Source organism: Nocardia miyunensis NBRC 108239, from assembly GCF_001613065.1.
In the GTDB taxonomy this organism is placed as follows: Bacteria; Actinomycetota; Actinomycetes; order Mycobacteriales; family Mycobacteriaceae; genus Nocardia; species Nocardia miyunensis.
Map to the genome: position 1 here is coordinate 76,714 of NZ_BDBQ01000028.1, position 24,778 is coordinate 101,491.

Below are 24,778 nucleotides of genomic sequence, written 5' to 3' on the forward strand. Positions count from 1 at the left end.
CACGTCCAACTTGTGGGCGATGCGCACCTCCCGCGCATTGGCGTGAGCGTGCGGTGCGTCGGCGCGGCGAGTCGGACGACGGCTGGCAACCGCCCGCTCCCCTAACTCGGGGGCGATACGCACCTAACATTCATCCACGTGAGCGCGCGGTGGGTCGGCGCGCCGAGTCATGCGATCCAGGCCGGGGTTCCTCGTGGTCCGGGCTCCCCGGGCACCCGGGCGATGGCGTTTGCGTGACCGCACACAAGTATGCGGGCGTCGGTCCGGGCGAAGATCTGACGCTCGAGGTCTGCGGGGATCACGACGGTGTCTCCGGAACGGACGTCTTCGCGCTGACCGTCGATGGCTACCGACAGCTCGCCATCGAGCACTGTCCAGATCTGCTCGGAGTCGAAGACGTGGAGCGGACCGGAGGCGCCTGCTCTCATTTCAACTTCCCACATCGAGAGCCCGGCGGTATCGCCGACGGTCGGCGACGCGAGGGTCGTCATCACGCCGGCCGGAGTCTCGGAGCGGCGACGTTCGGTTGTGCGAATTACAGGGGACACGGCAAGCTCCGTCAAATAGACAACATGGTTGTCTAGATAGTACACCCGGTTGTCTTTTCTGTGCGAACATGTATGCATGCCTTCCGGTGAGCGTGCGGGTTTCGAGCTTCCATTCCTGCTGCTCGGGGCGTTCAGGTACCTGATCGATGAGCTGCACGGCGCGCTGGCCGAGAGCGGCCACGGCGACGCTCGCCCTCTTCATGGGTTCGCGCTTCAGGCGATCGGCCCCGAGGGCACCACGGCATCGGAGCTGGGGCGGCGGCTCGGAGTCAGCAAGCAGGCGGCCGCGAAGACGGTCGCCTCACTGGAGCGAGTTGGCTACGTCTGCCGAGAGCCGGATCCCAGGGACGCTCGCGCTGTTCGTCTGCTGCGTACTGCGCGCGGCGAGGAGATGCTGTCGTTGAGCGCCGTGTTCTTCGAGTCCTACCGCAGGCGTCTCGCCCAATCCCTCGGACGCCAGCGTCTCGCCGAGCTCGAAGACGATCTCCAACGGATGGCCGGGTCGCCCGGTGACTGGTTGCGCGGCATCCCGGGCTGGATGACATGAGCTGGTCGCGCAGTGCCCGAAGCACGTTGGTGACACCTTCGGTGCGGTGCCGATGACCCTGCTGTCGTGGGTTCGATTGGGCGGAAACGTGATGGGCGGAGCGTCGCGTCGGGGTGGAGCGGATTGTGAAATGCGCCCTCGAGCGCAATGGGGGAGCCGGGGTGGATGTGGGTTGGGTCGTGGAGTGTCTGCGGTGAGTGATTCGGGTCGACTGGAGAGCGTCGCGCCGTGCCGCGGGCAGGTTGTGAAGTGCTCGCGCTGAGCGCAATTGCCTGAATAGGCGTTCGGCCGGGCGGGTGTGTGTGACAAGCTGATCTCTCGTGATCGGCGCACAGAAGATGAGGATTCGGTGGCGGCCCGAGGCCGGGCGGCTGGTGACGTTGATGGCTGTCGCGTTCGGGATGACCGTTGTGATCACGCGGCTGTATCTGATGGCGTCGGGGTATCCGAAGATCGGTGGGAGCGTTTATCACATCGCGCATGCGCTGTTCGGTGGTCTGCTGCTGGTGATTTCATGTCTGTTGTTGCTGATGTCCTCGGGGCGGACGGCGATGACCTGGGCATCGCTGTTGTCGGGGGTGGGGCTGGGACTGTTCATCGATGAGGTGGGCAAGTTCATCACTACGGACAACAACTACTTCTTTCCGCTGGCCGCGCCGATCATCTATCTGGCTTTTCTGCTGACCGTCGCGGTGGCGCGGATGTCGGCGCGGCGTCGGACCGTGCACCCGGAGCTGGCGTTGGGAGCGATCACCGAGGAGGTCGGCCAGTTCGTCGGCAGCCGGATGAACGCCCAGCGGCGTGCGGAGTTGCTCGCCGAACTCCGTGCCATCGATCCGGATGGCTGTGGTCCCGAACATCGCGAACTCGTTGTCGCACTGAATGATTACCTGCGTGCGCTGCCCTGCGACACCGAGCCCGAGCTGGAACGGCGGCTGACCCGGATCGGGGTCTCGATCGAGAAGAGGTTCCTGCCGCTGCCGGTGTTGCGCGTCGTGCTGATCACGGTGCTGATCGCGCACGGGGTCTGGTCGCTGTTGCGGCTGGTGCTGGCCGGTGTGGTGATCGCCGGTTGGCATTCACACTGGCACGAGATCGACCGGATGCTCGACCTCACCCAGGGACACGGCTGGAAGTCACTGGTGGCCTTGGCAATTGCCGCCGTCGCCGAACTAGCGGTCGGCATCGGCTGCGCGGTCGGCGCGGCGGCATGGTTGCGCGGGGACGAGGAACTCGGTGTGCGCCTTGCCATCTGGTCCGACGTGGTGTCGCTGACCGTGGTGAATGTGCTGGCCAGTTACTTCAGTCAATTCCTCACGGTCTTCACCGCGATCGCCGAGGCGCTGCTGCTCTGGGCGCTGGTGCGTTACCGCGACCGGCGCGCCAGGCAGCTGCGGGCCGAGGCGGACGAGCGGCCCGACGATGCGGCGAACGAACCGGCCACTGCCGCATCGTGATTCCAGATTCGAATATCCGCGCGGCCCCGCGCCGACTGTCGAGCCCATCAGTGAGTTCGCGAAGCTGTTCACATGCTTCCGTGCTGTGACCCTAAACCGAATGCTCAGCTCATGCACCCGGTCCGCTCGGCGGACCGGGTGAGGTGCGGCGGAACTTCTCAGGCATCGTCATTCACCTTGGCCACGAAGGAATCCCACTCGCACGGCGTGAAGATCAGTGCCGGGCCGGTCGGGTTCTTGGAGTCGCGTACGCCGACCATGCCGCCGTCGAGGTGAGCAACTTCCACACAATCTCCGCCGGTGTTGCTTCGGCTGCTTTTGAACCACGTCGCGGTGGATAGGTCGATGCTCATGCTGCGTACTCCTCTTCGATCTGTTGCAGCAGTTCCCTGGAGTGCGGCTCGTCCAGCGCCGCTGCTTCGATAGCCGCCAGCGCCTTCTGATACAGCTCGATCTCGGCTGGCTTGTCCAGATACAGTGCCCCAGAGTAACTCTCGATGAAGACGACCGGTGGTTGGACCAGTGACGGGTTCAGATGTTTCGGGAATTCGAGCATCACGAATGATCCGGTCTGAAGCCCGAGGAAACCTTCGACCGTCAAGGGAACGATTCGCACGGATATGTTGGGTAGTTTGCTCAGCTCGTAAAGATGGTGCACTTGAGATCGCATTACCGAAGCGCCGCCGATCCGATGACGCAGTGTCGCCTCGCTGATCAACACTTCCAGTTCCAATGGATCCTTCGAATTACTCAGTCGCGCTTGGCGTATATCGAGCACTTCGAGGTGCTGCTCGAATTGCTCGCCGCTCACCGCTGGCAAGTAGTCCCGCGCCATTGCGCGTCGATAGTCAGCTGTTTGTGCAAGTCCCGGTATCAGTGTGAGTTGGAACGACGTGATTCGACTCGCCGCTGCCTCCAGGCTCATGAACAGATCTCGATTGAGGAAAATCGCACTGCTGTAGGACTGCCACCAGCCGTCCTTGCGGGACTCATCAGCCAGCCACAGGAGGTTGTCGAGGTCCTCGCCTTCGACCTCGTAGACGCGGCAGAGGGCGCGGATGGTCGGCTTCTTGACCTCCGAGGTTCGTCCGTTCTCCAAGCGCCACAGGGTTTGTCGGCCGATCTCGGCGAGTTCGGCGGCGGCGTCGCGGCTGAGGTTGGCGGCCTCTCGCAACTCGACCAGCCGTCTGGCGAGCAGCCTGCGTGGCACGGTGGTCGCTTCGATCGTCATGAGGCCCCCTTTGGCTGTGACTGTTGCATTCAGATTGATTGGAACGTTTTCTTTTGGCGACGAATGTCATTGGCTCGGCCCCAAGCTAGCACGATTCGGTGTGTACTCGATGTGTGCCGGATGGCGTGCGAATCAGCAAGCACCGGTCGAACATTCGTCTGCAAACTACGTCTTCGGAGAGTGCTGCCATGACTGTAATGACTACCACCGACAAACTCGAAACCCGACCGGATACCCGGCGCGATCGGCCGAACATCGGTGCTGCCGGGGAGCCCGCGACTATCCGTGCTGGAATTCGCCAGACGGGTATTCCCGAGCGAAAACGTCGCTCGGCGAACACGGCTGAAACATATGTGCGCGAGGTGAACCAGTGACCGGATCGACCCTCGCCCGGCGATCTCCGGGCCGCCGCCTACGCAAGCTCCGAGACGCGGCCGGGGTGCGCCAGGCCGCCGCCGCACGGGCGGCCGAGCTGTCCCCGCAATCCATCGGCCGCCTCGAATCCCCGATCATCCACGTGGAGGGCCACACCGGCTCGCTCTACCTCGAACGCGACTGCGACCTCGCCCCCTACTGCCATGCCCTCACCGATCTGAATCGCGTTGCCGTGGGCGAAGAGAACTCCAGAGCCCTGGTGACTCAGGTCGCCGTGGGATACCGGTCATGACCCGTCGCGACCTGCTCCGGATTCTCACGACTGAGATAGTCGGAGACTACCGTCATGATCCGTTTCAATGTGCGTGATCGTCGAGGACGGCGCTCGCCCAGTCCTCTGGGCGCAGAGCCTTTCGGAGGCCTGAACCACGTTGTCCTGGAAGGTGTCCGGTCCCCCTAATGGCCCGTGCTGGTGCCACCTGGGCGAGGTTCCGCGCGCGTGGACTGAGCGGATGGACGCGACTGTCGGCCTGATCGAAAGCCCGCCGATTCGTCGAGATCGACAGGACCACCAGGTCGGTGCGTCGGGAACTGTCTCCGATGAGGTCGCTGACCCCGCCGAGAGGAATCAGTAGGTGCCGTGCGAAGCGTTCGCGCGGCTCTCGGCCGGGCTGCCGGAATTCACCTCCGGGGCAGCCGACCAGTCTTCGAACACCAAGTGAGCCAATTCGTGTGCCAGAGTGCTTCGTTGGCGCATCGGCCGCCGAGTGCGAGCCACCGCGACGTACGGTCGGCCCATTTCCCCCCGCTTCATCGTCATGCCGTGCTGATCGACCTCCGTATCGAGTACTGCGACGTCGGCGCTGGTGGTTTGCTCGATCAGCGTCACCAGATCGCCGAGCGGATGGAATCCGAGATCATGGTCGGTCCGGAAGCGCTCTGCGGCTTCCCGTCCCTCGGATTCGGCGCTCATCCGACCGGGTCGATGCCCTGGTCGTCCAGGAAGGCATCCAGCTCGAGGAAATGGAGCAGTTGCTGATACATGGAGTCCATCGCGGCACCGTTCGCCGCGCGAGCGGCGCACCGCACCTGCCCGGAAACCGGCGAAGAACCCGTAAGTTCCTGCAGGAGAAAGCCTGTGGCATTCGCGATGGTGACTGATTCAGGGGAGCGATATCAGCAGGCCGAGGCAATGGGGTGACTTTGCGATCGCGCGGATTTCACATCACGGGCCGCTGACTCGCTCAGGCAAGCCAGCGGCCCGTGGAGAGGAGGGACGACTACCCGAAGAACGCCGCGGCCTCCCCATGCCTATGTGCCGGAACGAGTTTGAGTTGTTTGGTGGCTTCGGAGAGGGGGACGAGGTCTATTTCGCTGCCGTGCAGGGCGACCATCTGGCCGAATTGGCCGTCGTGGACGGCTTCGGTGGCGTGGACGCCGAAGCGGGTGGCGAGGATGCGGTCGAAGGCGGTGGGGGTGCCGCCGCGCTGGACGTGGCCCAGGACGGTGGTGCGGACCTCCTTGCCGATGCGGCGTTCGATCTCCACGCCGAGCTGGTGGGCCACGCCGGTGAAACGTTCGTGACCGTATTCGTCGATTCCACCCTGGCGCAGCGCGAACGAGCCCTCGCCGGGTTTCGCGCCCTCGGCCACGACGCAGATGAAATGCGAATCACCGCGCTGGAAGCGACGTTTGATCATCGTGCACACCTCGTCGACGTCGAAGGGCACCTCGGGGACCAGCGTCAGGTGTGCGCCCGCCGCGATGCCGGCGTTCATCGCGATCCACCCGGCGTGGCGGCCCATCACCTCCACCAGCATGACGCGCTGATGGGATTCGGCGGTGGTGTGCAGGCGGTCGATGGCGTCGGTGGCGATGGTGACGGCGGTGTCGTGGCCGAAAGTGGTGTCGGTGCAATCGATGTCGTTATCGATGGTCTTGGGCACGCCGACCACCGGGACGCCCTCGTCGGCCAGCCAGCTGCCCGCGGTGAGCGTGCCCTCGCCGCCGATCGGGATGAGCGCGTCGATGCCGTTGTCGTCCAAGGTCTGCTTGATCCGGCCCAGGCCGTCGCGCAGCACATCCGGATTGGTGCGCGCGGTGCCGAGCATGGTGCCGCCCTTGGTGAGCAGCCGGTCGGTGCGATCGTCGTTGTGGATGTGGATCTTGCGATCCTCGAGTAGTCCACGCCAGCCGTCCTGGAACCCGACGACCGCGTCCCCGTAGCGGCCGTTCGCGGTGCGGACGACGGCTCGGATCACGGCGTTGAGTCCGGGGCAGTCTCCGCCTCCGGTCAAGACTCCGATGCGCATGCCACATATCTTGCCCTATTCGCGGCCTCCGCTGCGCTGCGGCGGGTGTTCACACCCGCGCCGCCAGCTCCGCGTTCATCTTCGTCCAATCAATCGCTTTCTCCCATTTCCCGACGACGACCGTGGCCAGACAGTTCCCGGCGATATTGGTGAACACGAAGGCCGCCGAGAGGATCTTGTGGACCCCGAGGATGAGCGCCACGCTGGCCACCGGGATGGTGTGGGTGGCGGCGAGGGTCAGCGCGAGCATCGGGATCGCCGAACCCGCGACCCCCGCGCCCCCCTTCGAGGTCAACAGCAACACGAACATCAGGCTCAACTGACCGGCTACGCCGAGGTGGGTATCGGTCGCCTGCGCCAGGAAAACACTCGTCGCCGCCCAGTACAGGCACGTGCCGTCGTGGTTGAAGCTGTACGCCGTCGGCAGGACCAGACCCACCACCGAGTCGCTCACACCCAGCTTCTCGAGCTTGGCCGTCAACTGCGGAAAGACGCTTTCCGAGGAACTCGTCCCGATGACCAGCAGAAGTTCCTCCCGGAAATACCGCAACAATTTCCAGAGGCTGACACCGGCGAAGAACGAAATGGGCCACAGGATGACGACGAAGAACACCGCCACGGTGAGAAAGAAGACGAGCACCAGCGAGCCGAGCGACAACAGGGTGTGCAAGCCGTAACTGGCCACCGAGTAGGCGATCGCCGCACACGCAGCCAGCGGCGCGAGCCGCATGACCTTGCCGATGACCCAGAACAGACTCTGCTGCACGGTGTCGATGACCCCCACCAGCGGTTCGGCCTTGGCGCCGAGTGCGGCGACACCGCAGCCGAACAACGCCGAGAACACCAGCACCTGCAGAATATCGCCCTTGGCGAAGGCATCGACCGCGCTGGTCGGCACCAGACCTTCCAGGAAGGTCGACAAGCTCATGGATTTCGCGGCGTGCACGGACTTCGCGCCGCTCAACGACGCCGGATCGACGTGCATGCCGGACCCGGGGTGCAGCACGTTGACCACGACCAGACCGATCACCAGCGCGAAGGTGGTCACCACCTCGAAGTAGAGGATCGCCTTCACCGCGATCCGTCCGACCTTGCCGAAATCGCGGACCTTGGCGATTCCGAGGGTGACCGTGCAGAAGACCACCAGCCCGACCACCATCTGGATCAGATTGATGAATATCGTGCTGACCACGTTGACGTTCTTCCCGACGATCGGGACGAAGACGCCCAGAAGAACGCCGAGCACCATGCCGACGAGGACCTGAAAAGTCAGGTCCTTGTACAGCGGTTTACTGAAGGGGCTCAATGCCTTCCAGTCGAATCGCCGAGACCGTGACTGTTCGGGTTGGGACAAGTCCTCCGAAAGGGACATGCGGTACTTCTCTCTGAACAACGCCGGTGCGGCGTCAGGGATGGCACGGACCCGGCGGGCCCGTGCCGCTATCGGGGGATCGAGTTCACGCTCGGGGCGCGGGCAGCCGGTCGAGCGGAGCGAACACCTCTGCCGAGGTCAGCGGCCGGGGCAGCATGCCCTGGGCATGGCATTGTGCGGCGATGGCGTCGATCGGGCCGGTCAGCCGCGACAACCCGGAGGCGGTGACCGGGATACCCGTGGCGCGCTCGGCGGCCAGGTGCTCGGCGCGGGTCAGCATCTCCCAGACCCGGCCGACTGCCTCGGGGTGGTCCTTCAGAGTGGGCAGCGACACCGCCACGAGGTGGTTGACCGGGACGTAGCCGTGCTCGTCGTACCATCGTCGATCACGTTGCCGCGCTTGGCTTATCAGCGGGACGAACTCATCGCCGTCCGGCAGGTCGTTGCCGAAGATCGCCGCGTCGATCTCGCCGTCGCGCAGGGCGTCGGCGAGAGGTTTCGACAGGGTGCGGGAGACGAAGTCCGGATCCTCGTACTCGGGGACGTGCGCGGGATCCTGGGTCAGCCACGTCATGTCCTCGGCACGCAGGCCGTAGTCCTCGCGCAGGTGGGTGCGGATCCAGAAGCCGGTGGTCTGGGTGTAGGAACGCACACCGATGCGTCGACCGCGCAGTTCGGTGGGCTCGTCGATCGCGTCATCGGCTCGGCCGACCAGACATCCCCGCTGGAAGCGTCCGGCCACGACGACGGGCAGCAGCGCGATCGGATGACCGTAGGCGACCGCTTGCAGCGCGGTGACGACGGCCAGCTCGCAGACGTCGAAGCTCTGCTCGCGCACCATCGGCGCGAACGCCCGATGGATGGGGTCGACGTCGGCGAAGTCGAGCCGCACCGTCGGGTCGGTCATCTCGCGACTGCGAAGTATCTGTGCGACAGGGTGTTTGCCCAGCGCCGTGGTCAGGGTGACGGTCTGCTCAGACATGCTGGGCCCCCTCCTCGCGCACCCCGTAGAAGTGCGCGACGCTGCCGCCGAAGATGTTGGCGGCGTCGGCCGGATCCAGCCCGCTGAGCGCGCTGCGGGCGTCGGCGAGAAGTCCGGACAGGGCTCCCGCCGCGGCGGGGAAATTCGATCCCCACATGAGCCGCTGCGACCCGTAGGCGGCGAGCAGCGCTGCCAAGAAAGCCTCGACAGTCGATGCGCCCTCGCCCGCCGCGTGCAGCGCCCGGTGGGTCACCTTCAGATGCACCCCGGGGTATTCGGCGAGCTGGAAGAGCCCGCGTGCCTCGGCATACGGCGAGCCGTCCGACAGGATCGGCCGGGCGCAGTGGTCGAGGACGACCTTGACCCGCGGGAACTGCTCGAGGATGCGTCGCAGTGCCGGGATTCCCTCGAGCGTCATCTGCAGACAGACCGGGATGCTCTGGTCCTGAGCGCATTCCCACACCGGATAGGAGTCCTCGTGGCCCAGCCAATCCGCCTGTCCCGGCATGGTGGTGCCGGTGGTGAACAGGCGGAAGCCCGAAAGTCCCGCACTCTGCCAGTGTTTTATGCGATCTACCGCGTCGGGCGCCAGCGCGTCGAGGGAGAACACGCCGGTCAGCCGATCGGGATGGGCGCGCACCGAATCGGCCAGATACCGGTTGTCGTGGCCGTAGACCGTCGATGCCTGAACCACGACAGCCCGGTCGATCCCGGCCTCGTCGAGCGCGGCCAGCAGGCCGTCGACGTCGACCGGATGCTCGATCGACCAGGTGGATTGCCGTCCGCCGATGGGGTTCACCGGATACCGGTCCGCGTCGGTGGCGATGACATGCGTGTGTGAATCGATGATGCTCACGGTGGCTGTGCTCCTTGCGTTCTGCTGGTGGTCGATCGGGAGTTCAGCCGTGGGTACACGCGCTGCGCCGGGCGCCCGACGCGGGCAGGGCGGTCGTGTGATGGCCGTCGACGTCGACGATCAAATGCGTTCTCCTTCGCGGTCCGCGGCGCGGGCGGGGCACACCGGATATCCGAGGCCGGGCACATCTGCGCCGAGAGTCGGTCGCCCCCGTCGATGTGTGTGGTGGCACACATCGTCGGTGGGATGTGTCACCAGACACAGTCGCCGAAACGCCTCGGAGCCTATCTGTTCACATAATTGTTGACAATAGCGTTGGCGATCTTGATGCTTTAAGTGATGGACTGCGCCGGTGCGCAGGAAAGGAGGCCGAGACGCTGCGTCGCTGAGCGCGTTCGGGCCGGGTGGTCGATTCCGCTAATGCCCGTCGGCGCAGGACCCCGTCGGAAGATCGTTCAGATGCTTGGTGATCAGCGGGGCGATCTTGCTCAGCATCGTCGTGCCGTCGTCGAAGCCCCCCGAATTCGCCTGCGCGGCGATCGCGACCGCCATCTGCCCGCTCGACGTTGTCACCAGGCCGAATTGGCGGACCAGATAGTTGCCCGCCGGATCGGGACCCCAACCGCCCTTGAAGACGACGTTGTCGAGATGCCCCAGGCCCCACTGCTGACCGGGGACCACCTTGCCCATCAGATCGGTGACCGTGTTCGCGTTGGGCAGGCACGGCAGATGTGCGGCGAACCGCGTCTGGTCGGCCAGCGACCACACGGCCTGGCCGAACGCCGAATAATCCGGGCGGGACCTGTTCGAGGGGACCTTGGTGGTGCTGTCGCCGCCCTGTTTCAAGATCTTCTGCACCGCCTGCGCGGCCTGGTCGGCGGTCCCGAGCGATTGCCACAGCGAGTCGGCGGCGCTGTTGTCCGATTCGGTGACGGCCGCGGACATCGCGTAACTGGGCGTATTCCCGTTGGCGTTCAGTACGGCGAGGGTCAGCGGCACCTTCATCGTCGACCAGGCCGGGCCCGCGGTCCAATCACCCATCGACGTGACGGTGTCGCCGCCGACCGCCATGATCGCCATCCCGGCGTGCCCGCCCAGGGTCGGCAGCAGGGACGCGAAATCGGCGGCCAGCGTTCCGGGTAACGCCACCATCGGACCGGGGCTGGTGGCGCTGCTCGGGCGGGCCGGGATCGGGGCGAGAGTGGCGTTGTCGGCGGTGGTGGTGGTGGTCGAGCACGCCGCGACCGCGAGCAGGGTCAGCCCGTACACGGCTGCCCCGAGGCTCCTGCGCCACCTGATCGGCTCTCTGGGTACGTGCAACCCGGCCACCTCCACCATCGCGCGGTGGCCCGTGTCCGGGCCACCGGTCAGTCGTGGAATTCTGTGCTGTTATGTCGGTGGGGTCAAATGCACCGACTCGCGATGGCGCATATGTGAAGCTCCCGCTCAGTACACGTACACCACGGCGTTGTCGCCACCGGTGCAAGTGATCAAGCGACCAGTTGCCTCGCAGGTCATGGTGTACCTGCGGCCCGTGGTCGGGCTGACCGCGACCACCGACGTCGGCGGCTCGGTACTCGAATCGGCGGCCTTGGCGTACGCCTTGCGCACCGCCTCGGCGAATCCGCAGGTCGTCTGGGAACTGCCCGATGCCGAGCGCGTGTATTCGGTGTTCTGTCCCGACGAACTCGACGAGCACGCCGTGGATCCGGCGGGCGGAGTCGAGGTGGCCGCGGCGGTCGTGGTGTCCGTGGGCTGGGTGACCGGTGCGGCCTGCGGAGCGGTGGCGGGCGCGACCGCGGCGGTCTGCTGCGTGGCCGACGAACTGGTCGTGGGGGATTTGCCGAATACCTGCCAGCCGACCACGCCCACTCCGATGGCTACTGCCGCGCCGAGGAAGCCGAGCACCAGCGGCACCGCGACCGAGCGCTTCTTCGGTTTGCCGCCACGATCGTCGTATCCGGCTGCGGTGTCGGCGTATTCGTAGTCGTCGGGGTAGACGCCGTTCTCGTCCGGGCCGTAGCCGAGGACGGAATGCATTGTGTGGTCGTCGTATTCGCCTGGGGCGTAGCCGTTTTCGGTGTATTCGCTCTCGGTGTATTCGCTTTCGGCGTATTCACCTTCGGCGTACTCGCTTTCGGCGTACTCGCTTTCGGCGTACTCGCTTTCGGCGTAGGCGCCCTGGTCGTATTCGTCTCGGCCGTACTCGTTGTCGTCGTATTCGGCGTCGTCGTATTCGGCGTAGCCCTGGCCGGTGTGTGTGGCATCCGGGTCGTAATCGCCGTAGTCGTCCTCGTAGCCGTCGCCGGTGCGGTACCCGGTCTCGCGGTCGTAACCGTCCTGCCGCCCGTACTCCGACTCGTCCTCGTATTCCGCGTAACCCGCACCGATCACGCCCGCACCGATCACGCCCGCGGCGTGCGGCAGCAGTTCGGTGTGCGGTGTGGGATCGGGCGAATCCATTCCTCGCTGCGGCAGTTTCGGCGCTTGCGAGGTCGGCTCCGGTGACTGCGGCGGCAGATTCAACGCCTGATCGGACGATTCCGGTGCTCGCTGCGGGAGCTTCGGCGTCGGCTGGACCGGCTGTGGCGCTTGCTGCGGCAGTAGCGACATCGGCTGGACCGGCTGCGAGGCTCGCTGCGGGAGTGGCGGTGTCGATGGCGGCTCCGCTCTGGGCGGGATGTCCGTTGTCGACTGCGGCGCACGCTGAGGGAGCTTGGGCGCCTGCGGAGTCGATTCCGGCGCACGCTTCGGCAGTCCCGGTTCCTGCGACGACGCGAACCGGAATTCCTCCCGGGGCATCCGGGTCGGATCCGCGGGCGTGATCACCGGAAGGTCGCTGCTGGTATCGCGTTCCTCCGGATCGGGAGGCGCGACGATCCGCAGCGAACCGGTCGTCTCGTAACCGCGTGGGGCGGGGGCCGGTTCGTCGGGGATGTCCTGATCCGCGGAGATCGGGACCGGGCCGCGCGCCATCGCGGTGGTCGTCTCGTCGGCATTGGACGGAATGCCCGTGCCCGCGCCGGTCCGCATGACCGTGGTCGCCGAACCCGCGGCCGGGGGAATCTCCTCGCGGGGCTCGGGCCGATGCACCTCGTCGCCGCGCGGCTGGAACTGCGCCGCGATCGTCGGCCCGTCGGGCCCGAACGGCTGGAACGTGGTGGGGCGCAACACCGGTCGGGACGCGCCGGAGTCGGGGGCAACCCGCTGCGGCAACGGCGGCAGGGGACCCGCCTGCAGCGAACCGGTGTCCTGCGGCCGCGGCTGCTCGACCGGGACGGGCGGCGGCGGTGGCGGGGCGACAGCGGTTTCGCTCTCACCCGACAGGCCCACCGCGGCACGAGCGGCCCCGGCGAACTCGCCGGTCGTGGCGAAACGATCGTCCGGCGATTTCGACATGGCATGTGCGAGAACCGCATCCAGCGCCGCGGGCACGTCCGCACGTTGCAGGCTCGGGCGCGGCGGCGTCTCGGACAGATGCGCGCGAATCAGCGAACTCACGTTCTGCACCGGGAACGGCGTTGCGCCGGTGAGGCATTCGTACAGAACGCAGGCCAGCGAATAGGTGTCCGAACGGCCGTTGACCGGACCCGCGTCGAACCGCTCGGGCGCCATGTAGGTGTACGAACCCGCCGTGACGCCGACCATCGTGGTCGAGCTGTCGCCCTCGCTGCGGGCGATGCCGAAATCGGTGAGGAAGGCGAAATCGGTCGGCGTGACGAGGATATTGGCCGGTTTGACGTCGCGATGCACCAGACCCGCGCCGTGCGCCGCGTCCAGCGCGGTGGCGATCTGCTCGACGATGTGCACCGCGCGTTCGGGATCCATCTGCCCCTGTCGGCGCAGCAGGGCGCGCAGGTTGTCCCCGCGAATCAGGCGCATGTCCAGATAGAGCATGCCCTCGATCTCGCCCGCGCGGTGGATCGGGACGATGTGCGGGTCGGCGATGCGCGTCGCGGCGTGCGATTCGCGGCGGAAGCGCTCGCGATACGCCGGGTCCTGGGCCAGTTCCTCGGGCAGCAACTTCAGGGCGACAACGCGATCGTTGTGCGTGTCGTACGCCTCGTAGACCTCGCCCATGGTGCCGCGGCCGAGCATGGAGCGCAGCTCGTACGGACCGAATCGGCCGCCGGTCCGCGGCCGCGATGCGTTCACCGGTGAAACCTCCGTCCCTGGGCAGGGTGCGACACCCGTGCCCGGCTGCTTCACCGGGGTTGCCTGCCCCTCTTACGCCGACGATTCTCCAGGTGCGACTACTCCGTGGTCAAACGCGAACACGATCGCCGCGGCTCGATCCCGTAACCCGAGCTTTCCGAAAATGTGTCCGACGTGGCTCTTTACCGTGACCTCGGAGATGCCCAACTCCGTGGCTATCTCGCTGTTCACCCGCCCGCGACCGATTCGCTGCAATACCTCGTACTCGCGCGCGGTCAGCTCGTCGAGTCCGGAACGGGCCTTGACCGGAGTCGGCGCGACGGTGCGATATGCCGACAGCACTCGTCCGGTTACCGACGGATCGAGCCAGGATCCGCCGCCCGCGACCGTGCGCACCGCGCGGATCAGATCCTCGGCGGGGGAGTCCTTGAGGATGAATCCGGCCGCGCCCGCGCGCAGTGCGCCCGAGAGTAGTTGATCGTCGTCGAAGGTGGTCAGCACCAGAACCGGCGGCGCGTCGGTGCGCGAGCGCAGGATTCGGGTGGCGTCGATGCCGCCGACGCGTTTCATCCGCAGATCCATCAGCACCACGTCGGCGGGCTGTGTGGCGAGCGCGGCCGCGACCTCGTCGCCGTCGGCGCATTCGCTCACCAGGAAACCGTCGCGGCGGCGCAGGATCCGGCGCAGGCCGCCGCGCACCAGCTCCTGATCGTCGACGACGAGTACGCCGAGCGCGTTCTCGTCGCTCTGCGAAGTACCCGGAATCACATGCCCTCCTGGAGTTTGCGGGTCAGGGAGGTGATCGCATCGCGCACCGGCCGTAGATGATCATCCCCTCCGGTGACCGGACACGGCGGCTCCGGCCGGAGGTCGGTGATCGGGAATCCGGCGCGCACCTCCCACCGGCCGTCACGGGGGCCGGCGGTCAGGTTGCCGCCGATGAGGGTGGCGCGCTGACGCATGCCGGAGATGCCCATCCCGCGGCCGCGGCGGGTGGTGACCGCACTGCTGAGGGTATTGGTGACGACCACGGTGACCCGGGTGTCGGTGACCTCGATACGCAGGGTGGCGGTGGCGTCGGGGGCGTGCTTGGCGATATTGGCCAGCGATTCCCGGCTGATCCGGAACAACGCCAGGCCCGTCGTCGCCGAGACGGTCGTGATATCCCCGGACACCGAGTAGTCCACGGCCAGGCCCGCACGCACGAAATCCTCGACCAGGGCGTCGATATCGTCCACGCCGGGTTCGGGGGTCGGGCTGGACGGCCGTTGATCGAGCAGGCCCACGGTGTGCCGGATGTCGGCCATGGCCTGACGGCCCAGCCGCTCGGCGTCGGTGAGCGCGTCGATCGCCTCGTCGACGTCGCGGTCGGTCTGTAGCGAATGACGGGCCGCGGTGAGGTGCAGCAGCGTCACGCTCAGTGAATGCGCGATCACATCGTGCACCTCGCGGGCGATCCGGCGGCGTTCTTCGTCGGCGGCCTGGGCGGCGCGAATCTCCTGATTCTCGCGCTCCTTGTACAGATACAGTCGCTGGTACTGCATCATCAGCCCGACCAGCGTGCCCAGCACGACGCCGACGAGGTAGGCGGGCAGCGAGTCGATCCCGGGGCCCACGAAGTGGAACAGCAGGAGTTCCAGCAGCGCGATCACCGCGAACGGCAGGCTGATCCGTTTGCTGGCGATGGCCGCGACCTCCCCTGCGACGACCACCAGCACGAACGGTGAGGCGTCCAGCCGCACCGGCTGCAACAGGAAGATGCCCTGCGCGATCAGCCCGACGATGCACAGCGGCACCGGGCGCGGCGGGACGCCGAAGACGGTCAGGATCGGGAATGCGAAGGTGACCAGGAGCAGCGCCAGAATGGGCAGGGCGGTCGCGATGTAGTCGTGCCGCTGGATCACGCCGGTCATCGCGGCGACGAACAGGGCCAGATCGGCGCTGACGATGACCGCGGGCGGATAGTCGAACGGCAGTTCGGCCACGTGCTGCTCGAATGTGCCGCGCGGGTCGCGCCAGAAGTCCACGATCCGTTGGCGTGCGTGACGCCAGCCGACCACCGCGTACCAGGCCACCGCGGCAAGCAGAACCGCGGCGGCGGTCAGCACGATGATCCGCAGCACCTCCATGTACCAAGGCTAGCCAGCCGGTGTGACACCGGTCATCGTCCCTGGAGCGGGGGTGCGGTCCTACCGGGGTAGGAGATCAACTCACGCCCTCGGCACGACGATTCGCCGACGTCGCGGCCGTAGCGTCGATGCCACAGCGTTCGACGGGACCGATGCCGGGCGCGAGAGGGAAGGGGTGAATGCGATGACTTGGCAAGATCTGCACGCCCGTACCGAAATTCTGGAAACGGTGCTGGCCCGCGCGTCCGTCGATCCGGCGAGCCCGGGTCTGTTCCACGATCTGCCGGACATCGACCGGCTGTTCGGCGGACCCGCCGGTTTGCTGGCCGCATTGCAGTACCGCTGGGACAATCACCTGCACGTCAAACTCGATCTGGCGCTGCTGCAAGGACAGTCGGCGGCCGAGGCTTACCTCGAACTGGCCGCCGAACAACCGATGCTGCGCGCGGTTCTCGACGCCCAGGACGTGCGCCGTTGGCGCGCGGCCGAGGTGCTCGTGCGTTGATGTGCTGCACAACTGGAGACGGTGCCCGGTGAGCGGGTGGAAACGAGGAGGGGAACACCGATGTTGGAGTTGACCGACGTCGTCAAGGAATACCGAGTCGGGCAGCAGCGGGTCCGCGCTCTCGATGGCGTCAGCCTGAGCATCGCCGCGGGCGAGTTCACCTCCGTCATCGGGCCTTCGGGATCCGGAAAGTCCACGCTGCTGCACCTGCTGGGCGCACTGGACTCGCCCGATTCGGGGTCGATCACCTTCCAGGGCGAGGAGATCGGCGGCCTGGGTGATGATCGGCAGTCCGAATTCCGGAGGCACCGTGTCGGTTTCGTCTTCCAATTCTTCAATCTCCTGCCGGCGTTGACCGCCTGGGAGAACGTGGCCATTCCGAAGTTGTTGGACGGCACCGGATTACGCAAGGCCAAGCCGGGGGCGCTGGAACTGCTGGATCTGGTCGGGCTGCACGAGCGCGCCGAGCATCGTCCGGCCGAGCTGTCCGGCGGGCAGATGCAGCGCGTCGCCGTGGCGCGGGCGCTGATCATGGACCCGCCGCTGATCCTGGCCGACGAGCCGACGGGCAACCTGGATTCCAAGACCGGCGCGGCCATCCTGGAACTGTTCGGCACGATCACCGAACAGGGGAACTCGGTGGTGATGGTCACGCACGACATGGCCGCGGCGCACTACTGCGATCGCGTGATCACCCTGCGAGACGGGCGAATCGGATCGATCGCCGCCGGCGAGCACGCCCCCGAGCGACGCTCCGCGGACGGGCACCCGGCGGTTCGCGCATGATCGCCGCCGCGTGGGATCGGTTGCGGCTGTTCAATATCGGCGAACTGGTCGCACATCGCGGCCGAACACTGACCTCGATGGTCGTCATGGGCGTCTCGGCCGGTCTGCTGGTCTCGGTGCTGAGTATCTCCGGCTCGGTCACCGGTTCGGTCGACAAACTCACCCGGGCGCTGGGAGGCGCTGCGGCACTGGAGATCTCCGGTGTCACCGACGCCGGATTCGAGCAGAGTCTGCTGCCGCTCATCCGGGCGGTGCCCGGGGTGTCGGCGGCGGTGCCGATGGTGCGGTCCAGGATCGGCACGGGCGCGGACCGCACGTTGCTGATCGGGGCCGATGCCAGTGTCTCCGCGCTGGGCAGTGCGCTGGCCGGGCCGATGAGCTCGCAGGCGGTGAAACTGCTCTCGGTGCCCGATGGGGTGCTGGTCGGCGCGGGTCTCGGTCGGCACGAGGGGGAGCGGTTCACGCTCGGTTCGGCCCCGGTGACGGTGGCGGGGGTACTGGACGACCGCACGTCCGGGCAGCTCAACGGCGGGCAGATCGTCGTGGCGGCGCTGCCGGTGGCCGAGAAGATCCTCGGCCGGTCCGGTCAGCTCGATTCGATCGAGATCGTGCCAACCCCGGGAACCGATGTGGGGCAACTGCGTTCGGCGCTCACCGCGGTGGTGGACGGCCGCGCGGTGGTGGCCGATCCGAGCCTGCGCACCGCACAGGCGGGCGGGGCCATCCAGCTGGTGCGCTACTCGACCACGATGGCCTCGGCCGCGGCGCTGATCGTCTCGGGCTTCCTGATCTACAACGCGATGAGTATGGCTGTGGCGCAACGACGTCCGGTGCTGTCATTACTGCGGGCGATCGGCGGGCGGCGCGGGCCGATGGTGCGCGATCTGATCGCCGAGGCCGCACTGCTCGGCCTGCTCGGCGGCGGCATCGGCGCGGTGGTGGGAATGTTCATGGGGCGCATCGCGATTCATCAGGTGCCTTCGGCGATGATGGCCTCGGTGCAGGCGCGCATCGAATATCTGGTGCCCGGATACGCGATCCCGATCGCCATCGCGGCCTGTGTGCTGGCCAGTACGGCCGCCGCCGCGATCGCGGCGCGGCAGATCTACAAGGTGCAGCCGATCGAGGCGCTGGCGCCGGTGGGGGTATCGAAATCCGATGTGGTTAACCCGCTGTTGCGTTGGGGCGCGGTACTTCTCGGGAGTGTGATGGTCGTCGCGGCGATTCTGATCGCCCGCGCGGATATCGGCCGGTTGTCCCTGGCCGCCATCTCGCTGTCCATCAGTGCGGCGGTGGTGCTGTGCTTCGCGGCGACCGGGCCGATCGTGCGGTCCGCCGCGACGATCGCGCGAGTGTTCGGCGCGCCGGGAGCGTTGGGCGCCACCACGATCGAGCGTGCCCCGCGCCGCGTCTGGGCCACCGCGATGACCGTGATGATCGGCGTGACCGCGGTGGTCGCCATGGGCGGCGCGTCACGCAACCTGGTCGATTCGGCGACGGCCACCTTCGCCGATCTCGGTCGCCGGGACGCCTACGTCAGCACGAGCTCGCTGGCCGAGTTCCCGACCGGGCCGCTGCTGCCCGCGGATCTGAAGGCCCGGATCCGGGCGGTGCCGGGAGTGGCCGATGTGGGTTCCGCGCAGATGGCCTTCGCCACCCTCGGCGGGGGTCAGGTGATGTTGCAGGCGTACGAGCGCGGTCTCGCGGCCGGTCCGGTCGCCGGGTTGAATTCCGTTGTGCTGGAACGGATGGCGCGTGGTGAGGGCATCGTCGTCTCGGCGGATGTGGCCCGGCGGCTGCGGGTGCGCGAGGGTTCGAAGCTGGACCTGCCGACGCCCACGGGCATCCACGAAGTCCATGTGCTGCAAGTGATTCCGTACTTCTCGGCGATCACCGGGACGGTGCTGCTGGATCTGGACGTACTGCGGCAGTGGTACGAACGGCCCGGGGAGACCATTCTGGGAATCAGCTACGCCCCCGGCGTGAACCCCGCGACCGAACTCGATCTGCTGCGCCGGGCCGTGCCGCGGGGACTGTCGGTGGACTCCGGCGCGGGTGCGGTGGCGGCGGTGTCCGGGGGCGTGAAACAGGGGACCTCGCTGTCCGGATCGATCCTGTGGATCGTGGTGCTGGTCGCGACGATCGCCCTGCTGAACACGCTGATGCTCTCGGTTCTGGAAAGGCGTCGTGAACTGGGCGTACTGCGGGCGATGGGCACGAGCCGCCGGTTCCTGCTGCGCACGGTGCTCACCGAGGCGGCCGGAATCGGCCTGACCGGCGCGGTGCTCGGGCTGGCGATCGGCGCCGCGGTCCAGTACCTTGCCGACATCGCGTTCGGCCGGGCCATGACCATCCCCGTGGCCTATTCCCCGAGCCCGATGTTGCTCGTCTACGCCTCGGCCGCACTGGTTCTGGCGCTGCTGGGTTCGATCCCGCCCGCGGTGCGCGCGGCCCGGATGCCGATCGTCGAAGCCATCGCGGCAGATTGATCGGACACAGGAGGGGAGCCCTCACCCGAGCTCGGGTCGGGTGAGGGTCCTAATTTTCGCCGCCGGGCACGTCCGGGGTGCGGTAGGAGTTCGGACCACCCGGCCTGGGTGAGTGTGTGGGCTTTCTCCGCACTCTTTCCAGGTAGTCGCACCCGGTATGGCCATCGGAGCGGGTGCGTTCTTCTGGACGGGGTGCGGCGGCTCGACGGTGTCGGGGGTTTCCTTAGAATCATGGCATGACTGCACCCACGGTGGACTTGATGGACTATGCCGATGTCGTCGACCGGTTCGAGCCGGTGCTGGGCATGGAGGTGCACGTCGAGCTGGGCACCGCGACCAAGATGTTCTGCGGCTGCCCGACGGCGTTCGGCGCCGAGCCGAACACCCAGGTATGCCCGGTGTGCCTGGGGCTGCCCGGCTCGCTGCCGGTGGTCAACGAGAAGGCCGTCGAGTCGGCCATCCGCATCGGCCTCGCGCTGAACTGCTCGATCACCCCGTGGGGCCGGTTCGCGCGCAAGAACTACTTCTATCCCGACCAGCCCAAGAACTACCAGATCAGCCAGTACGACGAGCCGATCGCCACCGACGGCCACCTGGACGTCGTGCTCGACGACGGCTCCACCTTCCGGGTCGAGATCGAGCGCGCCCACATGGAGGAGGACACAGGCAAGTCCCTGCACGTGGGCGGCGCCACCGGCCGCATCCACGGCGCGAGCCACTCGCTGCTGGACTACAACCGCGCGGGCGTTCCGCTGATCGAGATCGTCACCAAGCCGGTCACCGGTGCGGGGGAGCGCGCGCCCGAGGTGGCCCGCGCCTACGTCACCGCACTGCGCGAGGTGCTCAAATCCCTCGGCGTCTCGGACGTGAAGATGGAGCAGGGCTCGCTGCGCTGCGATGCGAACGTCTCGCTGATGCCCAAGGGCGCCAAGGAGTTCGGCACCCGCACCGAGACCAAGAACGTGAACTCGCTCAAGAGCGTCGAGGTCGCGGTGCGGTTCGAGATGCGGCGGCAAGGCGCGATACTCGCCGAGGGCGGGTCGATCCTCATGGAGACCAGGCACTTCCACGAGACCGACGGCACCACCTCGCCCGGCCGCATCAAGGAGACCGCCGAGGACTACCGCTACTTCCCCGAGCCCGACCTCGAGCCCGTCGCCCCCGACGCGGCCTGGGTCGAGGAACTGCGCGGCACCATCCCGGAGTACCCGTGGCTGCGTCGCGCCCGCATCCAGGCCGAGTGGGGTCTGTCCGACGAGGTGTTCCGCGATCTGATCAACGCCGATGCGCTCGATCCGATCATCGCGACCGTCGACGCGGGCTCCTCGGTCGACGCGGCTCGCGCCTGGTGGGTCAACTACCTCACCGAGCAGGCCAAGGAACGCGAGGTGACGCTCGAGGAGCTGCCCATCACCCCGCAGCAGGTCGCCGAGGTCGTCGCCCTGGTCGAGGCCAAGACCATCAACAGCAAGGTCGCCAAGCAGGTCGTCGACTTCGTGCTGGCCGGGGAGGGCGAGCCGGGTGCGATCGTCGAGGCCAAGGGCCTGGGCATGGTGTCCGACGATTCGGCTCTGCAGACCGAGGTCGACAAGGCCCTGGCGGCCAACCCGGACATCGCCGAGAAGATCCGTTCGGGCAAGGTGCAGGCCGCGGGCAAGGTCGTCGGCGATGTCATGAAGGCCACTCGCGGCCAGGCCGACGCCGCCCGCGTGCGCGAGCTGGTGCTGGCGGCCTGCGGCGTCGCCGGATAGTCCGGCGGATTCGAACGATCGGCGGCGCATCGGAGCCGGTGCGCCGCCGGCCGCCGGCTAGTCCGGCGAGCCGTTGCCCGAGCCGCCCTTCGGCGGCGGAATCCGCACGACGCGGTCGTCCAGCGGTCCGGCCGCGGACGGCTTGTTGACCGTGTCCACCCAGACGTAGCCGTCCGGGGCCAGGGACGCGCCGTTCAACTGGCCGTACTTGTTCTGCGCGACCAGGGTCGGTTGCGTGGTGATGGCGTGGGTGTTCTGATCGGCGGTGGCGAACGCCAGCGCCTTGCCCCCGGCCAGCGAGACCGCGACGCCGTCCACGGCGGCCGCGCATCCGCCCACTCCCGGCCGGTCGGGCCAGGTCCACCCGGTGCTCACGGTGCCGTTGGTGTCCACGCGCTGGAGCCGGTCCTCGGTCGCGGTGCGGTCGGTGAACCAGATGGTGTCCTTGTGATCCGGGCAAACGCCACCGGCCGTGGCGATACCCGAGGCGAGGATCTTCGGATTCGCGCTGCCGGGCACCGGGTTGTCGATCGTGAAGACCTTGCCCGCCAGCGAATTCGGATTCCCAGCCGCGCCGGGATCGCCCGCGTTACCGGTCTCCACCACCATCTTGGTGTCCGAGACGAAGTCGATGGCGCCGCGATTTCCAGTGGCGCCCTTGGGAATTCCGGTCAGGATCGGCTTCGGCGCGCCGTCCGCGCCGATGCGCACGATGCGGTTGTCACTCGCGGTGGTGACGTACGCGTACATCAGCCCGTCCTCGTCGTACGTCGGCGACAATGCGACAGCGGTGAGACCGCCGTCACCGCTGGCGTCCACATCGAGTTTGGCCACCTCGCTCGGCTTCGGCGGCACCTGGCTGGGATCCACGTTGACAACCTTCACCACCTGTCCGGTCAGGCGCTCGGTCACCAGGGCCTGCTGCCCGTCGGGCAGGACCGCGAGCCCGCCGGTGGTGTCCAGGCAGGACACCACGACGCTCGGATCCGGGTCGACGCACGGCCCGGCGGCGCGTTTGGGCGTGGACGGCTTGGTCGAGGGCGTGGTGGTCGGTCCCGATCCCTCGGGGTTGATGCTGGGTGCGGGGGTGAACGGTTTGGCGGCGGAATCGTCGAAACTGGCGCATCCGGCCAGCAGACCGGCGGTGACGGCCAAGCTCACAGCGATACGGCCCGCGACAACCACACTCATGGGTCAGACGTTACGGAAATACCGCGGCGCACGCTCGCAGGGGGTGACCCGACCGGCCCGCGTGGCGCGGACACGCCGCGCGGAGACGAAGCGCGGATCCCGGCGTCGACATAGTCTGCACGGGTGACCGACAAGCCGTATGCATCATCCGAGTCGAACACTCCCGGGCGTCTCGGGGAACCGGCGCGCAGCCCCTACGATGGGCCCACCGGTGAGTTCCCGACGGTGAAAGCCACACCCGGCTCGGATGTCCCGCGCACCGAGGACGAACTCGGCCTCGATCCCGACGTTCCCGCGGCGGGCGGCTCGTCCGCCGAACCGTATACCACCGGCCAGTACGAATCGGTCGGAATCGGCCGGTACGAAGCGGCCGGGAGTCAACTGCCCGGCGCGGACCGCGACGTGCCGGAGAGCGATCCGACCGCCCCGACCTATTCCTTCGCCACCATCCCGCCCGCCCCGAGCGGTGACGGCACTCCACGTAAACGTCTGGCCCGCACCGACACTCGTCGTGGCACCCAGGATCTGGGCCTGCTGGTCCTGCGCCTGGTCATCGGCCTGACCTTCCTCTACCACGGCCTGCAGAAGCTGGCCGGATGGCCCAGCGGCCCGGGTTTGAACGGCACCCACGAGATGCTCTCCTCCGGCGGCTGGAAGCACGTCGAGCTGTCCGCCTCGATGCTCACCGTCGCCGAGGTCGGCGGCGGCATCCTGATCATCCTGGGCCTGGCGACCCCGCTGGCCGCGGGCGCTGTCCTGGCCTCGATCAGCGACGCGTGGCTCTGGAAACAGGGCATGTCCTCCGGATTCGAGTACAAGACAGTCGAGTTGGAGTCGATCCTCGCGGGCCTGGCCGCCGCCCTCATCCTCACCGGCCCCGGCCGCCTGTCCTTCGACCGCAGCCGAGGCTGGGCCACCCGCCCCCGCTACGGCTCCTTCGCAGCTCTCGTCCTCGCGCTGATAGCCGCCGCGGCCGCCTGGTTCTACCTGCACGGCGGCAATCCCTTCCACGGCATACACCGCTGACTCACACTGCCGCGCAAAGCAATGCGGACCCGCGCACTCGAGCGGGTCCGCATTCGTGCGTGGTGCCGGATGAGCGCGCTCGGCGGGCGCATGGACCGGTCATAGCAGCGCCGCTAGTCTCTTTTGTATGAGCACACCGCACAATGCCTCGGAGCGCGTGGTCACGGTGGAGGAGTTCCTCGCAGGCCCTCCGGATGCATTCGGTGAGATTCACGACGGGTTGCTGATCGAGTCCATGGCGCAATCGCCGGAGCACGACATCGTCGTGCGCCGGTTGGTCAACGAGCTCGAATACGCCATCGATCCGTCCGGACCATGCCGTCAGGTGCACAGCGACACTCCGGTCCGTCTGGCTGACGCCGAAGGGGGCGATCCCTCGCGGCGTCTGCGAGCGCGGTACCCCGACGCCCTGCTCCGAGATTGTTCGGATGGCGGATACGACCTCCAGACGGTGGCCGGCCAGACGTTGCTGATCGTGGAGGTTACGTCGGACAGCACAGTAGATGCCGATATCGGCATCAAGCGGGAACTGTACGCCCGCGCCGGAATCCCCGTCTACCTGGTCGTGCACTTCGACAAGAACTGGCAACAGATAACCGAGATCGAGGAGAACCGACTCGACTGGTCGGGGCGGCGCTACGTGGTCCGGCACACCCACACCGATGCTCTCGTACTCACCGATCCGGTTGAACTCGCCGTGACGTTCAAGGAGTTGCAGAGCACCCTGCCGCGCAGGCGATGAATCCGGGACACCGGGCGACAGGTTCGGTGATCTGCGCCGGTAACTACTGCCCGAAGCTGACCGCGGTGGCGCAGACCTGGCGTACCGCCCGACGAACTCTTTAGTCCATGGGCATTGGAATGGGTTGCGCACCAACGGTTTCCAGTACCGCGTCGACCACGGCGAGTGCGTCCGGACAGGCCCAGCCGGGCCGGAGGAAGGTGCCGAACTCGGGGATCGCCGGCGACTGGTGGTCGGCGGTGAGCTTTGTGTCCGTAGCCGGGAGCTGGGTCATCGATCCCTAACGGTCCACTCATTTTCGCCTGGTCGTCGGCATGGCAGGTT

At 67.1% G+C, this 24,778-nt stretch carries 23 protein-coding genes; 9 read left to right on the forward strand and 14 right to left on the reverse strand.

Translation table 11 applies throughout. The features are described from left to right. Positions 1–167: 167 nt before the first annotated feature. Positions 168–548, reverse strand: coding sequence for a cupin domain-containing protein (locus NM2_RS11525; protein ID WP_169816159.1), 381 nt, complete (start codon positions 546–548; stop codon positions 168–170). Positions 549–624: 76 nt separating this feature from the next. Here NM2_RS11525 and NM2_RS11530 point away from each other — a divergent pair, with 76 nt between their 5' ends. Continuing rightward, positions 625–1,095, forward strand: a complete 471-nt coding sequence (locus NM2_RS11530; RefSeq protein WP_067667465.1) for a MarR family winged helix-turn-helix transcriptional regulator — start codon at positions 625–627, stop codon at positions 1,093–1,095. 338 nt (positions 1,096–1,433) lie between these two features. Next, positions 1,434–2,552, forward strand: a complete 1,119-nt coding sequence (locus tag NM2_RS11535; RefSeq protein ID WP_157121039.1) for a hypothetical protein — start codon at positions 1,434–1,436, stop codon at positions 2,550–2,552. A gap of 158 nt (positions 2,553–2,710) precedes the next feature. Here NM2_RS11535 and NM2_RS11540 read toward each other — a convergent pair whose 3' ends face one another. Together NM2_RS11540 and NM2_RS11545 are read right to left on the reverse strand one after the other, a co-directional pair. Beyond that, complete coding sequence (locus NM2_RS11540) at positions 2,711–2,905, reverse strand: DUF397 domain-containing protein (RefSeq protein WP_067667469.1); 195 nt, start codon at positions 2,903–2,905, stop codon at positions 2,711–2,713. Next, a complete protein-coding gene (locus NM2_RS11545; protein WP_084530780.1) occupies positions 2,902–3,783 on the reverse strand; it encodes a helix-turn-helix domain-containing protein in 882 nt (293 codons plus the stop codon). Before NM2_RS11545 ends, NM2_RS11540 begins: the two co-directional genes overlap by 4 nt. A gap of 370 nt (positions 3,784–4,153) precedes the next feature. Here NM2_RS11545 and NM2_RS11550 point away from each other — a divergent pair, with 370 nt between their 5' ends. Further along, positions 4,154–4,450, forward strand: coding sequence for a helix-turn-helix domain-containing protein (locus NM2_RS11550; RefSeq protein WP_169816160.1), 297 nt, complete (start codon positions 4,154–4,156; stop codon positions 4,448–4,450). A 336-nt stretch (positions 4,451–4,786) separates the two neighbouring features. On the opposite strand, the gene NM2_RS11555 is transcribed toward NM2_RS11550, so the two are convergent. The 9 genes from NM2_RS11555 to NM2_RS11600 all read right to left on the reverse strand — a co-directional run bounded on the left by NM2_RS11555 (position 4,787) and on the right by NM2_RS11600 (position 15,964). Then, the gene (locus NM2_RS11555; protein WP_067667471.1) at positions 4,787–5,131 is read right to left on the reverse strand and encodes an ImmA/IrrE family metallo-endopeptidase; all 345 of its coding nucleotides are present in this window, start codon (positions 5,129–5,131) and stop codon (positions 4,787–4,789) included. 307 nt (positions 5,132–5,438) lie between these two features. After that, positions 5,439–6,470, reverse strand: a complete 1,032-nt coding sequence (locus NM2_RS11565; RefSeq protein WP_067667473.1) for an ATP-dependent 6-phosphofructokinase — start codon at positions 6,468–6,470, stop codon at positions 5,439–5,441. 49 nt (positions 6,471–6,519) lie between these two features. Beyond that, entirely contained in the window at positions 6,520–7,842 is a 1,323-nt protein-coding gene (locus NM2_RS11570; RefSeq protein WP_084530787.1) for a cation:dicarboxylate symporter family transporter, read from the reverse strand. 85 nt (positions 7,843–7,927) lie between these two features. Next, positions 7,928–8,824 carry a substrate-binding domain-containing protein gene (locus NM2_RS11575; protein ID WP_067667476.1) on the reverse strand — a complete coding sequence of 299 codons (897 nt, stop codon included), beginning with the start codon at positions 8,822–8,824 and terminating at the stop codon, positions 7,928–7,930. After that, complete coding sequence (locus NM2_RS11580; RefSeq protein WP_067667477.1) at positions 8,817–9,680, reverse strand: amidohydrolase family protein; 864 nt, start codon at positions 9,678–9,680, stop codon at positions 8,817–8,819. Before NM2_RS11580 ends, NM2_RS11575 begins: the two co-directional genes overlap by 8 nt. Positions 9,681–10,097: 417 nt before the next feature. Next, complete coding sequence (locus NM2_RS11585; RefSeq protein WP_245717961.1) at positions 10,098–11,000, reverse strand: serine hydrolase; 903 nt, start codon at positions 10,998–11,000, stop codon at positions 10,098–10,100. A gap of 126 nt (positions 11,001–11,126) precedes the next feature. Further along, positions 11,127–13,835, reverse strand: a complete 2,709-nt coding sequence (locus tag NM2_RS51510) for a serine/threonine-protein kinase (RefSeq protein WP_067667482.1) — start codon at positions 13,833–13,835, stop codon at positions 11,127–11,129. Between the two features lie 72 nt (positions 13,836–13,907). Further along, positions 13,908–14,600, reverse strand: coding sequence for a response regulator transcription factor (locus NM2_RS11595; protein ID WP_067667565.1), 693 nt, complete (start codon positions 14,598–14,600; stop codon positions 13,908–13,910). Then, positions 14,600–15,964, reverse strand: a complete 1,365-nt coding sequence (locus tag NM2_RS11600) for a sensor histidine kinase (protein WP_067667485.1) — start codon at positions 15,962–15,964, stop codon at positions 14,600–14,602. The genes NM2_RS11595 and NM2_RS11600 overlap by 1 nt, the downstream gene beginning before the upstream one ends. Positions 15,965–16,148: 184 nt before the next feature. Between NM2_RS11600 and NM2_RS11605 the strand changes: the two genes are divergently transcribed. From NM2_RS11605 to gatB, 4 genes are all read left to right on the forward strand, one after another. Continuing rightward, on the forward strand, positions 16,149–16,469 hold the full coding sequence (locus NM2_RS11605) for a hypothetical protein (RefSeq protein WP_067667566.1): 321 nt from the start codon (positions 16,149–16,151) through the stop codon (positions 16,467–16,469). 60 nt (positions 16,470–16,529) lie between these two features. Further along, positions 16,530–17,255, forward strand: a complete 726-nt coding sequence (locus tag NM2_RS11610) for an ABC transporter ATP-binding protein (protein ID WP_067667486.1) — start codon at positions 16,530–16,532, stop codon at positions 17,253–17,255. Then, positions 17,252–19,744 (forward strand): ABC transporter permease, encoded by a 2,493-nt coding sequence (locus NM2_RS11615; protein ID WP_067667489.1) that lies wholly within the window; start codon positions 17,252–17,254, stop codon positions 19,742–19,744. The genes NM2_RS11610 and NM2_RS11615 overlap by 4 nt, the downstream gene beginning before the upstream one ends. Positions 19,745–19,980: 236 nt before the next feature. Then, entirely contained in the window at positions 19,981–21,495 is a 1,515-nt protein-coding gene (gene gatB / locus NM2_RS11620; RefSeq protein WP_067667491.1) for an Asp-tRNA(Asn)/Glu-tRNA(Gln) amidotransferase subunit GatB, read from the forward strand. Positions 21,496–21,552: 57 nt separating this feature from the next. On the opposite strand, the gene NM2_RS11625 is transcribed toward gatB, so the two are convergent. After that, entirely contained in the window at positions 21,553–22,686 is a 1,134-nt protein-coding gene (locus NM2_RS11625; protein WP_067667493.1) for a PQQ-dependent sugar dehydrogenase, read from the reverse strand. A gap of 123 nt (positions 22,687–22,809) precedes the next feature. On the opposite strand from NM2_RS11625, the gene NM2_RS11630 reads away from it, so the two are divergent. Continuing rightward, positions 22,810–23,712: a DoxX family protein gene (locus NM2_RS11630; RefSeq protein WP_067667495.1), complete on the forward strand. Its 903-nt coding sequence runs from the start codon at positions 22,810–22,812 to the stop codon at positions 23,710–23,712. 127 nt (positions 23,713–23,839) lie between these two features. Then, positions 23,840–24,454 carry a Uma2 family endonuclease gene (locus NM2_RS11635; protein ID WP_067667497.1) on the forward strand — a complete coding sequence of 205 codons (615 nt, stop codon included), beginning with the start codon at positions 23,840–23,842 and terminating at the stop codon, positions 24,452–24,454. A 100-nt stretch (positions 24,455–24,554) separates the two neighbouring features. Here NM2_RS11635 and NM2_RS48930 read toward each other — a convergent pair whose 3' ends face one another. Next, a complete protein-coding gene (locus NM2_RS48930) occupies positions 24,555–24,728 on the reverse strand; it encodes a hypothetical protein (RefSeq protein ID WP_157121040.1) in 174 nt (57 codons plus the stop codon). Between the last annotated feature and the right edge of the window lie 50 nt (positions 24,729–24,778).